Raw genomic sequence first — 14,321 nt, forward strand, 5'->3', positions numbered from 1 at the left:
TAAGGTTTTACTGTGGGCTGGATCGCCCGGTCATCTCCCGTGCCATTTCGGTGGCGTAGCTGTCGGTCATGCCGGCGATAAAGTCGATCATGCGCAGAAACGAAGCGTGCAGCGACCAGGCTGGGTTCGGCGCGCTGTTGCCCAGCAAGTCAAGGATGCGTCGGTTCTTGAACGACGGCGTGCGCCCGCCATGCTGCTCCAGGGCGGCACCGCAAAACGCGTTCAGCAGGATTTCCAGGGTGGTGTAGGCGCCGATCTCGTGCAGGGTCTTGCGTTTGTCCTGGAAGATTTTCTTGCGCGCCATGTCCTTGGCGTCCAGTACACAGCGCTTGGCCGGGCCGTGCATGTGTTCCACCAGGTCGCCCGGCAGTGTGCCGGCGAGCAATGCGTCCTGCTGCTCGACGAAGGCGCGTGCCGCTGCGTTGGTCAGGTGCTCGATGGCCTTGCCGCGCAGGATCGCCAGCTTGCGCCGGCGTGAATCCTGCGGGCCCAGTTGCCGGTAGGTCTGGGGCAAATCATCACCCACCAGGTCGAGCAGCAGCGACTCGACTTCGGCATATTCGAGCAGCTCCATTTCCAGGCCGTCTTCGAGGTCGATCAAGGCGTAGCAGATATCATCGGCCGCCTCCATCAGGTAGACCAGCGGGTGACGGGCCCAGCGTTGCTCTTCCAGCTGGGGCAGGCCGAGCTTGTGGGCGATCTGTTCAAGGATCGGCAACTCGCTCTGATAACAACCGAACTTATGCTTCTTGTAGCCCAACGAATCCGCGTGGCGGGCGGTCCAGGGGTACTTCAGGTAAGTGCCGAGGGTGGCGTAGGTCAGCCGTGTGCCGCCGTCGAACTGGTGGTACTCCAGCTGGGTAAGCACCCTGAAGCCTTGGGCATTGCCTTCGAAATTGAGGAAATCGTTGCGTTCGGCACTGCTCATGTCATCCAGCCAGCCGCGTCCGGCCGCCTGTTGGAACCAGTGGCGAATGGCATCTTCACCCGAGTGCCCGAACGGCGGGTTGCCGATGTCATGGGCCAGGCAAGCCGATTGCACCACCATGCCCAGGTCGCTTGGCTCGCACCAGTCGGGCAGGGCGCTGCGCAAGGTTTCGCCGACACGCATGCCAAGGGAGCGGCCGACGCAGCTGACTTCCAGGGAGTGGGTCAGACGTGTATGGATATGGTCATTACTGGACACCGGGTGCACTTGAGTCTTGCGGCCCAGGCGGCGGAACGCGCCGGAGAAAATAATCCGATCGTGGTCTTTGTGGAACGGACTACGGCCGAGTTCTTCCGGGCTGTGCAGGGGTTTTCCAAGACGTTCGCGGGTAAGCAGGGTGGGCCAATCCAAGGCGGTTACTCTCCGTGCGGTGAATGACCCTCCCAGCTTCCCGGTTCAGCGCGGCATCGGCAAGCAAAAATCTACAGGCCGGCCGCATCGATATCGATTAACAGCAAGCGCTGACCGTTATCGAAGAACTGCCCGGCGGTGAGGCAGTATTGGTTGGTAGTGGCATCGCGGTAGGTCGACGACAGCGTCAGGCGCCGCTCCTCCCAGCCTTCGGCGAGCAGGTGATAGAAGTATGGCCGCCATGACCAGTTGTGGCCCAGGTAGCGGCTGTCGGCCTGCCAGGCATCCTGGCGCCACTCGAAGTTGGGCGTCAGCTGGGTGCCATGGCGGTCGCACTGGTAAAAGCGCAGCAGCCATGGAAAGTCCGGCAATTGGGGCAGTTGATCGAGCGGCGCGCGGGCCTGTGCCCAGCGTTGGAGGATGCTCATCAGCTCGGCCAATTGCACGCGCAACTGCATCACACGGCCACGCTCGGCGAGTTTGTGTTGCACGTAAACCCCGCGCAGTTGGGCAAAGCGCGCGACGAACGCATCGGCCGCAAACCAGTCCAGTTGGGCCTGGGCAAACAGATAACCCTGCACATAACGCGCGCCGCACTCCAGGGCAAAATTCAGTTGCGCCTCGGTTTCCACGCCCTCGGCGATGATCCAGCAGCCGGTTTTTTCGGCCATTTGCGCCAGTGCCCGCACCACGTCACTGCTCGGCCCGCCTTTGGCGGCTTCCTGGAACAGTCGCATGTCGAGCTTGAGAATATCCGGCTGCAGCGCCAGTACGCGGTCGAGTTGCGAATAGCCGGCACCGAAGTCATCGATGGCGATGCGTGCGCCAGCATCGCGGTAGCGTGCGACCACCTCGGCCAGGCGCTGGATGTCGCCGCCCAGTTCGGTGATTTCAAACACAATGCGCCGCGGATCGACATTGTGGGCCTGCACTTGTTTCAGGCTGGGCAAGGCTTGGCCAGGGCGCAGGCGGTTGATCCAGCGCGGTGAGATGTTCAGGCTCAGAAACCAGTCGGCGGGGGCTTCATGCAGGCGGCTCAAGGCGTTTTCGCGGATCTGCCGGTCCAGACGGCGCAGGGCCACACCCGGTGTGCGTGGGTCGGCAAACAGCGGGCCTACCGACTGCAAGTGACCATCGGCCTGACGCAAGCGGCCCAGGGCCTCGACGCCGGCAATGCGCCCGGTGGCGGTGTCGATGAATGGCTGGAAACAGGCGAGCGGTTGCCCGTCGATCACGGGGCCTCCTTAAGAGAGCTGGCGAAAAAAAGGCCCGGCCCTCAGTGACGAGGGCCGGGCCGATTCTGTTTGCAAGAATGCAGCCAGCCAGCTTCAGCCTTTACGCTGCATGGCCAATTTGATCAGCGGGATCAAACCGGCACCCAGCCGCACCAGGCGCGTCAGGCTGCTGATGCCGCCGCCCTTGGCGCCCTTGCCGGTGAAAAAGCCCATCAGGGTCACCGCCGCCACGCCCCACAGCGGCGCGTGCTTGATGCCCAGGCTGTCTTGCCAGTTGTGGCGCATGTCGCGCATTTTGTTCAACGGCGCCATCAGTTGCTGGGACTCGTGACGGATCTCCTGGCGATGCATTTCCATGCGCAGGCGAATCAACGCCTTGCGCATTTCCCGGCGCGAGGTGTTTTGCGGGATTTCAGTCATGCTCATGGCAGCAGGCGCTCCCGATCATTGGCCAACTCTTCAAGGGTGGCGTGGAAGGGCGTGGACTCATCGAACACCGCCGCTTTCAAGCGCACCCCGCAGAAGGCCGCGGCCAGGCTGTAGAACACGCAAAGGCAGATAATCCCGGTGAGACGATAGCCGGTGTCCCACACCAGAATCATCACCAACGTCGACAACCCCACCAGCAATAACAGCGCAAACACCAGCGCCAAGCCTGCAAACAGCAGCAGGCTCACGGTGCGGGCCTTCTGTTCCTGCAACTCGATGCCAAATAATTCGACGTGGCTGTGCAGCAAGCCCAGAACGGCTGCGCCCAGGCGTCGTGAAGTGGAACTGGTGCCCGTGGACGAGCCGGTTTCGCCGATAGACATGATAGTTAGCGCCTTGTAGCCAGCAGACCGATCAAAAAGCCCACGCCGGCGGCAATGCCTACAGACTGCCAAGGGTTGGCCTGAACGTAATCTTCGGTGGCCGTGACCGCCGCCTGGCCGCGTTCACGCAGGGAATCTTCGGTCAGTTGCAGGGTTTCACGGGCTTTGAGCAGGCTCTCGTGAATCTTGCTGCGCAGCTCATCGGCCTGGTCACCGGCCAGCACGGCGGTGTCGTCGAGCAACTTTTCGGTGTCACTGACCAGGGTTTGGAAATCCGCCATCAGTATTTCTTGAGCAGTCTTTGCAGTTCTTCTGGCCATGGGTATCTCCGTGATTGGCTGATCTGTTTGGTACGTGTGGTTTCGAGTCACCGGTTTCGGTGAAGGTTCAGTTCAATTGTCTGGTACAGCTTTTGCTTTGCCTTGGTGCGCAGGCCCTGGGGCTTGCGCCGAGTCGGGGCGGATCGAGGCCGATGCCTGGAAAAACCTTACCCTAAATCACACAAACTCGCGGAAAAACCCTGTCGGCAACGGCCCATTGTGTTGATCGCTGCGCTAAAGCGGTTCACGCCCTCTCAAGAGGGGCGGTGCCGGTGGTGCCAATTTAGTGCGCGCAACCCTGGCTTGAACCGCTTTGGTGCTTTTTGCCTTGAATGCAGGCCTGCCAACCTCCATGGAAAATTTGCAAAGCGCAGTGGACACCCTCGTCCACAGCTCCAATACCCTGTTTATCCTGATTGGTGCGGTCATGGTCCTGGCCATGCACGCCGGCTTCGCGTTCCTGGAAGTCGGCACCGTGCGCCAGAAAAACCAGGTCAACGCCCTGTCGAAAATCCTCAGTGACTTCGCCATCTCGACCCTGGCTTATTTCTTTATAGGCTATTGGATCTCCTATGGCGTGAGCTTTATGCAGCCGGCGGCGGTGATCAGCGCCGATCACGGCTATGGCCTGGTGAAGTTCTTCTTTCTGTTGACCTTCGCGGCAGCGATCCCGGCGATCATTTCCGGCGGCATTGCCGAACGCGCCAAGTTCGCCCCGCAGCTGTGTGCCACCGCGCTGATCGTGGCGTTTATCTACCCGTTTTTCGAAGGCATGGTGTGGAACGGCAATTTTGGCCTGCAAGCCTGGTTGCTCGCGCGCTTTGGCGCCAGCTTCCATGACTTTGCCGGCTCCGTGGTGGTGCACGCCATGGGCGGCTGGCTGGCGCTGGCGGCGGTGCTGCTGTTGGGCCCGCGCAACGGGCGCTACAGGGAAGGGCGGCTGGTCGCGTTTGCGCCTTCGAGCATTCCGTTCCTGGCGCTGGGTTCGTGGATTCTGATCGTCGGCTGGTTCGGCTTTAACGTGATGAGCGCGCAAACCCTCAACGGTGTCAGCGGCCTTGTCGCCGTCAACTCACTGATGGCGATGGTCGGCGGTACGGTCGCGGCCTTGGTGATCGGCCGCAATGACCCTGGCTTCCTGCACAACGGCCCGCTGGCAGGGCTGGTGGCGATTTGCGCCGGCTCCGACCTGATGCACCCGGTGGGCGCGCTGGTCACCGGTGTGGTCGCGGGTGGGCTGTTCGTGTGGTGCTTTATCGCCGCCCAGGATCGCTGGAAGATCGACGACGTGCTGGGCGTATGGCCGCTGCATGGCCTGTGTGGTGTGTGGGGCGGCATTGCCTGCGGGATCTTTGGCCAGACCGCATTCGGTGGCCTGGGCGGCGTCAGCCTGATCAGCCAGTTGATCGGCACCGCGCTGGGCGTGGCCGTGGCACTGGGCGGCGGCTTGCTGGTATACGGCGTGATCAAGCGCGTACACGGGCTGCGCCTGAGTCAGGAGCAGGAGTATTACGGCGCGGATCTGTCGATTCACAAAATTGGTGCGGTCAGCCAGGATTGATCGACTGTCTGGCAACAGGCTGGCCCGCTCGCCACAGTCAGGTGGGTGGGCTTAGAATGGTTGCCTGTTTTTGATCGGGTCCATTCGCCATGCTTCCTGAATGCCAGTTGTTCGGCACCCTGGGTTGCCATCTCTGTGAGCTTGCTGAAGCCGAAATCATGCCGCTCGTCGAGGGCGGGTTGCTGGTGGAGTTAGTGGATATTACTGACCCCGACGACCTCACTGAAGTTTACGGGCTGCGCATCCCGGTGCTTCGGCGCGCCGATACAGGGGCGGAGCTGGATTGGCCGTTTGAGAGCGAACAGGTGGTCAACTTCCTTAAATAGCGCGAACCCGGTGGCTTGCCGACCACCAGGCTTTGGTTGTTCAAGCGCTTTAAGTGTTCTCCAGACCGCAGCGCTCATGCGCGATCAAGTCATCGTGGGTTTCGCGCCGCCGTATCAATTTGGCGTGTGCTCCCTCCACCAGCACTTCTGGTGGGCGCCCTCGGGAGTTGTATTGGCTGGCCATGCTCATCCCATAAGCGCCACATGAGAAAATCGCCAACAAGCTTGCGTCTTCCAGTACGGGCAAGGGCCGGCCTAATGCGAAGTGATCGCCGGTTTCACAAATGGGGCCAACAATGTCGACCTCTTCCAGAGGCGCGGCTCCCGCCTCACGGACGCTTTCGCTCAACGCCGTCCAATGGCCGGAAAAGTCGCCAAATCGGGTTGGCCAGATGACGTGATTCGCGCCGTATAAAGTGGGGCGCAGCAGGACGTTCATACCCGCATCAACAATTGCAATCTTGCGATCCCAGCCTTGTTTGATGTACTCGACCGTGGTGAGTAAAACGCCCGCGTTCGCGCTGATCGAACGGCCCGGCTCAATGATGAAGCGCAGACCACGACGTTTCAGTTCTTGCAGACGCTCACAAATATGCGCTCCCGTTTCAGTCAATGAACAGACGGGATTGCTTTCGTTTCCGTATTGCGCTGGAAACCCACCGCCGATATTGATGAACTCAATCGGGCAGTCAGCGGCCTGAAGCCGGTTGACCATTTCTTCAATCTTGTCGATGGCAGACAAGTAGGTGTGGGCCGATGGGATCGGGGACCCGAGATGTATATGGATGCCAACGACATCGACGCTCGCGTAACGCTTTGGGGCAAACAGTTCATAGGCGCGTTCAATCGGTATGCCAAATTTCGTCTGGCGGCCGCCAGTGGCCGTTTTCTCATGGGTACCGGCATCCACCACATCCGGATTGACCCGAATGGCCACCTTTACACGCTTGCCGGCCGCCGACGCTACCGCATCCAGGCGCAGCAACTCTGCCTCGGACTCCACATTGAAAAGGAATACGCCCACGTCAACGGCATAGCTGATTTCTTCGTGGGACTTGCCGACACCCGCGAACACTATCTTGTCTGCGGTCACGCCTGCCATCAGTGCCCGGTACAGTTCACCGCCACTGACCACATCGAGGCCGGATCCTTGGTCGACCAAGAGCTTGAGGACGCTGAGATTGCTGCAGCTTTTAACCGAGAAACAAATCAAAGGCGCCAGTGCAGAAAATGCGTTTTGTAGTACGGCATAGTGATTTTTCAGCGTCTGTGCTGAATAGAGATAAACAGGGCTGCCGTGCTGTTCGACAATGGCATTTACATCCACTTGCTCTACATGTAAATGGCCGTTGATAAAATTAAAATGGTCCATCTTCCTACCTCGATTGGATGACTCCGACTAAACGCACTGACAACTTTCTCGGCGCAGACGATGCAAGTGTGCATGGCGAAAAAATAAAGAAAAAATATCAAAATGATGGCCATCTATTCATTTCTGATATGGTTCGACCCATTCAATTCAACGCGTGGGTTTGCTCATGAATTTCAGTTTTCGCCATGTGGAAGTGTTCTGGGCGGTCATGACCACCGGCAGTGCAACCGCTGCCGCGGCATTGCTGCATACCTCGCAGCCCACTATCAGCCGCGAGCTGAGTCGTTTTGAAACTTTGACTCAGTTGACCTTGTTCAAACGCGCGGGCGCGAAACTGATTCCCACCGAGCATGGCCTGATGCTCTTCGATGAAGTTCAGCGCAGCTATGTGGGCCTGGCTCGCGTCAAGAACGCCGCTGAGGCCATCCGGCACTTTCGCCATGGGCAAATTTCGCTGACCTGCCAGCCGGCGTTTTCGAATGCCTTGCTGCCACAGGTCTGCCAGGATTTTTGTATTAAATTCCCGGGTGTCAGCATCAATGTCACGCCGCAGGAATCTCCCGCCCTGGAAGAGTCACTGACGGCTCAGCGTTATCATTTGGGGCTGACTGAAACCCTTGAGACACCACCTGGAACCCACAGCGAAACCTTGTTAAACCTTGATGTGGTGTGTGTATTGCCTTCTCATCATGTGCTCAATGCAAAAGCAGTCCTCACGCCAGAGGACTTCAATGGGCAAAACTTTGTTTACCTTGCGGCGGATGACCCCTACAGGATCAAAACCGACGCGATCTTTCAGCAGGCGGGCATTGAGAGACGGCTGGTGGTCGAAACGCATAACGCCAGCGCTGTGTGTGCGACCGTAAACCTGGGTGTGGGCGTTGCAATCGTCAATCCGCTCACCGCTCTGGACTATGTAGGCAGAGGTTTGCAGATCCGGCGTTTTTCCCATTCGATTTCTTACTGTGTGAGTGTCGTGCGGCCGTTGCACCGCCCTGAATCGTCCAGCGTCATTCACTTTGTGGATGTGCTGCGCAGCCATTGTCAGCGCATAAGTGCTCAGTTGCAGAACCTCTGAGCAGGCCCACTGGTCGCGCACGGGTGGTCTTGATTGCACAGGCGCGTTTTCGCGATGGCGAGTTTCCGAATATTAAGTTACTGTATGTTTGTACAGCGATTGAATAGAGGGAACGCCCGTGGTGAATGTTGAACAACTGAAAAGCAGCGTCAATCGCATGTCCGCCGACGTCGTGCGCGACGCGGTGAATGAGCTGCGCCTCGACGGCCTGGTCACGGAAGGCAAGACGCCGTTTAACAAAGTGCATTTCAATACCTGCTTCGCCGAGATCGAGGCGTTGTTCCAGCGCGCTGGTTACCACAAGCAGCTGGACGTGGTGGGTTACCAGGGCTTGTTGTACGCGCTCTACGATCCCGGCCGCTGGGAAGCGGTGGACGTGTTGCGCTGGCTCAAGGAATTTACCGAGGCGGCCAGCGCCTCGCCGGTGTTGCGAGCGCAATTGGCCAAGGCCTGAGATCCGCCCTAGGCCCAATCGCGTTCCATGCGGGATAATGCCTGCCGGTTTATCCAGGTTTCGAGCATTGCATGTCCACATCCGCTTTCTCTGCGTCCCAGCATCAAGCCAGCACCTTGTATCTGCCACCCGGCCCGTGGGCGACAGTGCTCGATTGCCTGTGCGAGCACTTTCCGGCGATCAGCCGTGAACACTGGCTGGACCGCGTCGCCCGTGGCCGCGTCTTGGACATCAATGGCCTGCCAATCAGCCTGGACCTCGCCTACAAGGAAGGCCTGTGCATTTATTATTTCCGCGAAGTGCCGAATGAGAAGGTGATCCCGGTTCAGGAAAGCATCCTGTATGCCGATGAGCACTTGGTAGTGGCCGACAAACCACACTTTCTGCCGGTGACCCCGGCCGGCGAATACGTCGAACAAACCCTGTTGCGCCGCCTGATTCGTCGCCTGGATAACCCCGCGCTGGTGCCCCTGCATCGCATTGATCGGCACACGGCGGGGCTGGTGCTGTTCTCGGCCAACCCGCAAACCCGGTCGGCGTATCAACAGCTGTTTCCCACACGGCGCATCGATAAATTCTACGAAGCCATTGCCCCGGCCTTACCCGACCTGACCTTCCCGCTGGTGCATAAAAGTCGCCTGGTCGATGGCCAGCCGTTCTTTCGCATGCAGGAAGGGCCGGGCGCCAGCAACACCGAAACGGCGGTGCAAGTGCGCGAGAAAAATGGCGATCTGTGGCGCTACGGCCTGTTCCCCGTGACCGGCAAGAAGCACCAGCTGCGGGTGCACATGACGGCGCTGGGGGCGAGTATCTGCAACGACCCGTTCTACCCCGATGTGCTCAAGGATGCCGAGGACGACTACGCCAACCCACTCAAACTGCTGGCCCAGGGCGTGCGCTTTATTGACCCGGTGACCGGTGAACAACGCCATTTTCGCAGCCGCATCACCCTCGACTGGTAACCGCCAGAAACGACAAGGCCCGCACATGGCGGGCCTTGTGGGCAAACGCTTAAGACTTACAGGTCTTTAACGGTGCGAACCTGATCCTTGTTGATACGGGTCTGCTTGCCGTCAAGTTGTTCGAACTCGTAGAAGCCCGAAGCCTTGTCGTATTTAGGGGTGTCGACGGCCTGGATTTCGCGACCGTCATTCAGGGTGATCACTGTAGGCGAAGCGCAACCGGCGAGAGTGGCGAGGCCCAGTGCAAGCATGAGAGCGGCGATGGTCCGTTGAGTCATGAGTTTGTCTCCAAGAGAATTCTTTTAAATAGCTGACCTTGTGACGCGCATGGCGTCGACAAAGTTCCTTGTGCGAGGTTCATTCTGACACGCCAGACCCAGGGTGCAACAGCTCGGGTGTATTCAGATTGGCCAGGCGTGGGTCGTCAGCTTGGCATTCCAGGCCCACACCGCCCAACTGCAGGAATATCTTGCGCGGGCTGCGCTCACCGGCGTCCCATGCCTGTTGTACCTGGGTTTTGAGGTGGGTGGGGATGATGCAGATCAAGGGTTCCCAGAACTCGCCATGGCGTACCATCACCGGCACCTGCGGGTTGCGGTGTGCCGTCTCACACAAATCGGCCAACAGTCCCACGTCGATGTTGGGTACGTCACACGGCAGTATCAGCACATGCGCATGGCGCGCGGCGGCCAGGCCCGCGCGGATGCCCGCCAGCGGGCCGGGGAAGTCCGGGCTGTCGTCGCTCACCAACTGGTCGGCATAGGGCGCGTACTGCTCATGGTTGCGGTTGCACGAGATGATCAGGTCATTGGTCAGCGGTCGGGTCAGGCGCTGCAAATGTGCAACCAATGGCTGGCCGTGCCAGGGCAGCAGGCCTTTGTCCTGGCCGCCCATGCGTTGGCCACGGCCGCCGGCCAGCAGCAGGATCGAACAAGGCAGGGGCGAAGAATCAAGCGACATGGTGGTTCCGCAGCGGCAGGCAAATAGGGGCCTGTGATATAACATCGGGCTGTTCATTCGACAACCGGACCAAGCCATGAAAGCCAAGGCTGATGCGCCCTTCGTACCCCTCAATATCGCTGTGCTGACTGTCAGCGACACCCGCACCCTGGACACCGACACCTCCGGCCAGGTCTTCGTCGATCGCCTGGCCGCCGCCGGCCACAACCTGGCCGAGCGCGTACTGCTCAAGGACGACCTGTACAAAATCCGCGCCCAGGTCGCCCACTGGATCGCCGAAGACGTGGTGCAAGTGGTGCTGATCACCGGCGGCACCGGCTTCACCGGCCGCGACAGCACGCCCGAAGCCGTCAGCTGCCTGCTGGACAAGCAGGTCGATGGTTTTGGCGAACTGTTCCGCCAGATCTCCGTGGCTGATATCGGCACCTCCACCGTCCAATCACGCGCCCTGGCCGGCCTGGCCAATGGCACGCTGGTCTGCTGCCTGCCGGGTTCGACCAACGCGGTGCGCACCGGTTGGGATGGCATCCTTGCCGAGCAACTGGATAACCGCCACCGCCCGTGCAACTTTGTGCCGCACCTGAAGCAGGCCGAACCCTGCGAATCCCGTGGATAAGCCTGGCAAGTCCGGTGCACTGATGCCGGTGGAACAAGCGCTGCAGCAACTACTGGACATGGCTGAAGCAACGCCGATTCGCGAGCACGACGTGCAGCCCTTGGCCGAGTGTGATGGCCGCGTATTGGCGCAAGATTTGGTCTCCACCCTCGACCTGCCGCCCTGGCCCAACAGCGCCATGGACGGTTACGCCCTGCGCCTGTCGGATTGGACCGGCGAGCCGCTGCCCGTGAGCCAGCGCATCTTCGCCGGCCAGGCACCGCAGCCACTGGCGGCCGGCACTTGCGCGCGCATCTTTACCGGCGCGCCGGTGCCCGAAGGCGCCGATTGTGTGCAGATGCAGGAAAACGCCGTGGTCCACGCCGACGACCGCGTGAGCTTCACCGAGCGCTTGCGGGCCGGCCAGAACATCCGCCCCCAAGGCCAGGAAACCACGGTCGGCGAGTTGGTGCTAAACGCAGGCACCCGGCTTGGCCCGATAGAGCTGGGCCTGGCTGCTTCCCTCGGGCATGACTGTTTAAGTGTGGTGCGCCGGGTACGCGTGGCCGTGCTGTCCACCGGCGATGAACTGATCGAACCCGGCCTGCCGCTGGGGCCGGGGCAGATCTACAACAGCAACCGGCGTGTGTTGTGCAGCTGGCTTGTGCGCATGGGCTGTGAAGTGATCGATGCCGGGATTCTTCCGGATGACCTGGAAAAGACCCGCACACGCCTGGCAAGCCTGGGCAGTGTCGACCTGATCCTGTCCACCGGCGGTGTCTCGGTCGGCGAGGCGGACTTTCTCGGCATCGCCCTGCGCGAAGAGGGCGAACTGGCCCTGTGGAAACTTGCGATCAAGCCGGGCAAACCGCTGACCTTCGGGCACTTTCGCGGTGTGCCGGTGATTGGCCTGCCCGGCAACCCGGCGTCGACTTTGGTGACCTTTGCGCTGCTGGCCCGGCCCTATCTGCTGCGCCGCCAAGGCGTGCAGGACGTGGCGCCGCTGCGCTTCGAAGTGCCGGTGGGGTTCGTGTGGCCTCAGCCGGGCAACCGCCGCGAGTACCTGCGCGGGCGTATCGAGCAGGGCCGGGCGATTATCTACCGCAACCAGAGCTCCGGCGTGCTACGCAGCGCGGCGTGGGCCGAAGGGTTTGTGGAGGTGTTGGAGGGGACGACACTCGATATTGGCGACCGCGTCAATTTCATTCCCTTGAGTGAAGTCCTGAACTGACAATAGAGACCGACTGTGGGAGCTGGCTTGCCTGCGATGCAGACACCTCGGAGTGTCAGGTACACCCGGTTGATGCCATCGCAGGCAAGCCAGCTCCCACATTTGGATTTGCGTGTAGCTAGTAATCATCCCCACGCGCAGTCACATCCCGCTCCATCGGCTCGGCATTCGGGTCATAGCCCACCGGGAATTTGCCCTTGAGCGTCCACGCAAACGCAATAATCTCGGCCACCGTGCGGTACAGCTCCTCCGGGATGCTGTCGCCCAATTCCATGCGCGCCAGCAGTTTCACTAGCTCGGCATTCTCATAGATCGGCACTTCATTTTCCCGCGCCAACTTCAAAATGGCTTCGGCCAGGGCATCGTCGCCCTTGGCCGTCAGGGTTGGCGCTTGCTGGCCGTCGTACTTGAGGGCAATCGCCTGGCGTGGCGGAAGGGAGTTTTTCATGCGGTTTCATCCACCCAGCGTTGCTCCAATCCGGTTCGTGGCCCACGTGGCGGCGTACCGAGGTGGCAGTCCAGGTCGCCGACATTGATGCCCGAGGTCACCAGGCGCTCGCGCAAGCTGCCCAAATGGCTTTCGATCAGGCTGGCGGTAAACGGGCGCGAGGCCCACAGCTGGCTGGACAATTTGCCCTGGGTCAGTTGCGCCTGCACCTGCAACGGCCCCAGCGGCTCCATGTCGAAGGCCAGCTCGACGCGCCAGAGCATTTGCTTGGGGTCTTTCTTTTCCTTGCGCTCCGGTTGGTCCTTGTCCGGCGGCGGTTCTTCACGCTGGAACTTGACCTGCAACGGCACAATGTCCTGCAAGGTGCGCATGGGGATTTCCAGCTGCCAAGTGGTTTGCAGGCGGCCATCGGCGGTAGTGCCGGTTTGCTCCAGGCTCGATAACTGGTGGCTTTGCAGCCGGGAAATGGCCCCGGCGGCCAGGCGCAGCAGGTTTTCCAGGTCGCCTTCGCCTGCAAGTTTGGCCATCAGCCGGTCCGGCAGCGGAAAGCCCGCCGGGGCTTGTCGTGCGCCGATCTGGCCGAGGGTGCTGAGCGGGTTGCGCACGAAGTTGGGCAGTACCTGGGCCAGGGTATTGGCGGCGAGGATGGCGTTCAGATTAGTGGCGGCGGGCAGGGCGGGCAGCAGTTCGGCGACCAGCCGCAGCAGGCTGCCTTTCATGTCCAGCGGTGGCACTTGCGGGTCTTGCCCGGCCAGCAGTTTGGCTTCAAGAAACACGCCGCTACTTTGTACCAACTGCGCCAGCACCTTGGGGTTGCTGACTTGAGCCAGGTCGGGCAGGGCGTTGAGCAAGCGCGCGGCGGCGGCGCGCAGGTCGCTGGAGGTGGTGTCATCGGTAGGCAGGCTTTGCAGCGCGTTGAACAGCACATCCAGCGAGCCTTGTCGACTTTGCTGGGTCGACAGCTGTTGCGCCACGGCCAGTTGATCCTTCAGCCCGCTCAACGGCACGAAATTCAGGGTTTGCGCATTTTGCACCACGGCGCTGAGCAAGCTGCCGACCCGCAGCGGCTGCGGGCTTTCCAGACTCAACGTGGTGCCGGCCAGGGCGTTATTGAGTACGCTGACCAATGAGCGATAGATCGCCGGTTGCGCGGTGCCTTGCGGCAGCATCTGGGTGGTCAGCACCTTGGCCTGCAACAGCGTGCCCACCGGCAGTTGCGTGGTGTCGATGCGGGTCAGGGCGGCCACATTGGCGCTCAGGGCTTGCTGCAAGGTGATGGTCAGGTTGCCGGTCGGCGTCTGGCTCACCGCCACGTTGCTGCCCAGCGGCAACGGCTGGGCGCTGCTGGCCTGTACCAATGTCTGGCGGCCGCTTTCGAGGGTCAACTTGAGCAACAGCTGAAATGCATCGCCGCCTTGTTTAAGCGCTATCACCTCGGCGTTCGCGGTTTTGCCAGGGTCGATCAGGCCGGTCTGCGGCTCCAGCAGTTTCAACAACTCGCCGGTCGGCGGCAGCGGGGCAGGCCCGGGCGTCGGTGCTGGCGGCAGCGTAGGAAGGTTGATCTCACCGGTCATCGTGCGCGTCGTCTCTGGGGAAATTGCCCTCTTTAGAGTAGGGCATCACATGTA

At 60.8% G+C, this 14,321-nt stretch carries 17 protein-coding genes; 7 read left to right on the plus strand and 10 right to left on the minus strand.

Annotated elements, in window-relative coordinates; all coding sequences use genetic code 11:
- Positions 1–7: 7 nt before the first annotated feature.
- The 5 genes from HU759_RS09660 to HU759_RS09680 all read right to left on the minus strand — a co-directional run bounded on the left by HU759_RS09660 (position 8) and on the right by HU759_RS09680 (position 3,706).
- Positions 8–1,339: a deoxyguanosinetriphosphate triphosphohydrolase gene (locus HU759_RS09660; RefSeq protein ID WP_017136178.1), complete on the minus strand. Its 1,332-nt coding sequence runs from the start codon at positions 1,337–1,339 to the stop codon at positions 8–10.
- Between the two features lie 71 nt (positions 1,340–1,410).
- A complete protein-coding gene (locus HU759_RS09665; protein WP_169985702.1) occupies positions 1,411–2,574 on the minus strand; it encodes an EAL domain-containing protein in 1,164 nt (387 codons plus the stop codon).
- A 93-nt stretch (positions 2,575–2,667) separates the two neighbouring features.
- Entirely contained in the window at positions 2,668–3,000 is a 333-nt protein-coding gene (locus HU759_RS09670) for a hypothetical protein (RefSeq protein WP_017136180.1), read from the minus strand.
- The gene (locus HU759_RS09675; protein WP_017136181.1) at positions 2,997–3,386 is read right to left on the minus strand and encodes a phage holin family protein; all 390 of its coding nucleotides are present in this window, start codon (positions 3,384–3,386) and stop codon (positions 2,997–2,999) included. The genes HU759_RS09670 and HU759_RS09675 overlap by 4 nt, the downstream gene beginning before the upstream one ends.
- A gap of 5 nt (positions 3,387–3,391) precedes the next feature.
- The gene (locus tag HU759_RS09680) at positions 3,392–3,706 is read right to left on the minus strand and encodes a YqjD family protein (RefSeq protein ID WP_017136182.1); all 315 of its coding nucleotides are present in this window, start codon (positions 3,704–3,706) and stop codon (positions 3,392–3,394) included.
- Between the two features lie 352 nt (positions 3,707–4,058).
- Here HU759_RS09680 and HU759_RS09685 point away from each other — a divergent pair, with 352 nt between their 5' ends.
- Together HU759_RS09685 and HU759_RS09690 are read left to right on the plus strand one after the other, a co-directional pair.
- Positions 4,059–5,267 (plus strand): ammonium transporter, encoded by a 1,209-nt coding sequence (locus HU759_RS09685; protein WP_138450029.1) that lies wholly within the window; start codon positions 4,059–4,061, stop codon positions 5,265–5,267.
- Positions 5,268–5,356: 89 nt separating this feature from the next.
- Positions 5,357–5,593, plus strand: a complete 237-nt coding sequence (locus tag HU759_RS09690; RefSeq protein ID WP_170038987.1) for a glutaredoxin family protein — start codon at positions 5,357–5,359, stop codon at positions 5,591–5,593.
- A 49-nt stretch (positions 5,594–5,642) separates the two neighbouring features.
- Here HU759_RS09690 and lysA read toward each other — a convergent pair whose 3' ends face one another.
- Positions 5,643–6,965 carry a diaminopimelate decarboxylase gene (lysA, locus tag HU759_RS09695; RefSeq protein ID WP_170038989.1) on the minus strand — a complete coding sequence of 441 codons (1,323 nt, stop codon included), beginning with the start codon at positions 6,963–6,965 and terminating at the stop codon, positions 5,643–5,645.
- 166 nt (positions 6,966–7,131) lie between these two features.
- On the opposite strand from lysA, the gene HU759_RS09700 reads away from it, so the two are divergent.
- The 3 genes from HU759_RS09700 (at position 7,132) to HU759_RS09710 (ending at position 9,459) form a co-directional block, all read left to right on the plus strand.
- Positions 7,132–8,043, plus strand: a complete 912-nt coding sequence (locus HU759_RS09700) for a LysR family transcriptional regulator (RefSeq protein WP_099549060.1) — start codon at positions 7,132–7,134, stop codon at positions 8,041–8,043.
- 118 nt (positions 8,044–8,161) lie between these two features.
- Positions 8,162–8,497, plus strand: coding sequence for a hypothetical protein (locus tag HU759_RS09705; RefSeq protein WP_003189932.1), 336 nt, complete (start codon positions 8,162–8,164; stop codon positions 8,495–8,497).
- 71 nt (positions 8,498–8,568) lie between these two features.
- Positions 8,569–9,459: a pseudouridine synthase gene (locus HU759_RS09710; protein WP_099549059.1), complete on the plus strand. Its 891-nt coding sequence runs from the start codon at positions 8,569–8,571 to the stop codon at positions 9,457–9,459.
- A 56-nt stretch (positions 9,460–9,515) separates the two neighbouring features.
- Here HU759_RS09710 and HU759_RS09715 read toward each other — a convergent pair whose 3' ends face one another.
- Together HU759_RS09715 and mobA are read right to left on the minus strand one after the other, a co-directional pair.
- Positions 9,516–9,737 carry a YgdI/YgdR family lipoprotein gene (locus HU759_RS09715; protein ID WP_017136187.1) on the minus strand — a complete coding sequence of 74 codons (222 nt, stop codon included), beginning with the start codon at positions 9,735–9,737 and terminating at the stop codon, positions 9,516–9,518.
- A gap of 79 nt (positions 9,738–9,816) precedes the next feature.
- Positions 9,817–10,419: a molybdenum cofactor guanylyltransferase MobA gene (mobA, locus tag HU759_RS09720; RefSeq protein ID WP_017136188.1), complete on the minus strand. Its 603-nt coding sequence runs from the start codon at positions 10,417–10,419 to the stop codon at positions 9,817–9,819.
- Between the two features lie 76 nt (positions 10,420–10,495).
- On the opposite strand from mobA, the gene moaB reads away from it, so the two are divergent.
- Together moaB and glp are read left to right on the plus strand one after the other, a co-directional pair.
- Complete coding sequence (moaB, locus tag HU759_RS09725) at positions 10,496–11,035, plus strand: molybdenum cofactor biosynthesis protein B (protein ID WP_017136189.1); 540 nt, start codon at positions 10,496–10,498, stop codon at positions 11,033–11,035.
- A gap of 22 nt (positions 11,036–11,057) precedes the next feature.
- The gene (gene glp, locus HU759_RS09730) at positions 11,058–12,245 is read left to right on the plus strand and encodes a gephyrin-like molybdotransferase Glp (RefSeq protein WP_170039029.1); all 1,188 of its coding nucleotides are present in this window, start codon (positions 11,058–11,060) and stop codon (positions 12,243–12,245) included.
- Positions 12,246–12,363: 118 nt separating this feature from the next.
- On the opposite strand, the gene HU759_RS09735 is transcribed toward glp, so the two are convergent.
- Both HU759_RS09735 and HU759_RS09740 read right to left on the minus strand, forming a co-directional pair.
- Positions 12,364–12,693, minus strand: coding sequence for an EscU/YscU/HrcU family type III secretion system export apparatus switch protein (locus tag HU759_RS09735; protein ID WP_017136191.1), 330 nt, complete (start codon positions 12,691–12,693; stop codon positions 12,364–12,366).
- Positions 12,690–14,267 (minus strand): flagellar hook-length control protein FliK, encoded by a 1,578-nt coding sequence (locus tag HU759_RS09740; RefSeq protein WP_170038991.1) that lies wholly within the window; start codon positions 14,265–14,267, stop codon positions 12,690–12,692. Before HU759_RS09740 ends, HU759_RS09735 begins: the two co-directional genes overlap by 4 nt.
- Between the last annotated feature and the right edge of the window lie 54 nt (positions 14,268–14,321).

This window comes from Pseudomonas sp. OE 28.3 (assembly GCF_014268205.2).
GTDB classification, from domain to species: domain Bacteria; phylum Pseudomonadota; class Gammaproteobacteria; order Pseudomonadales; family Pseudomonadaceae; genus Aquipseudomonas; species Aquipseudomonas edaphica.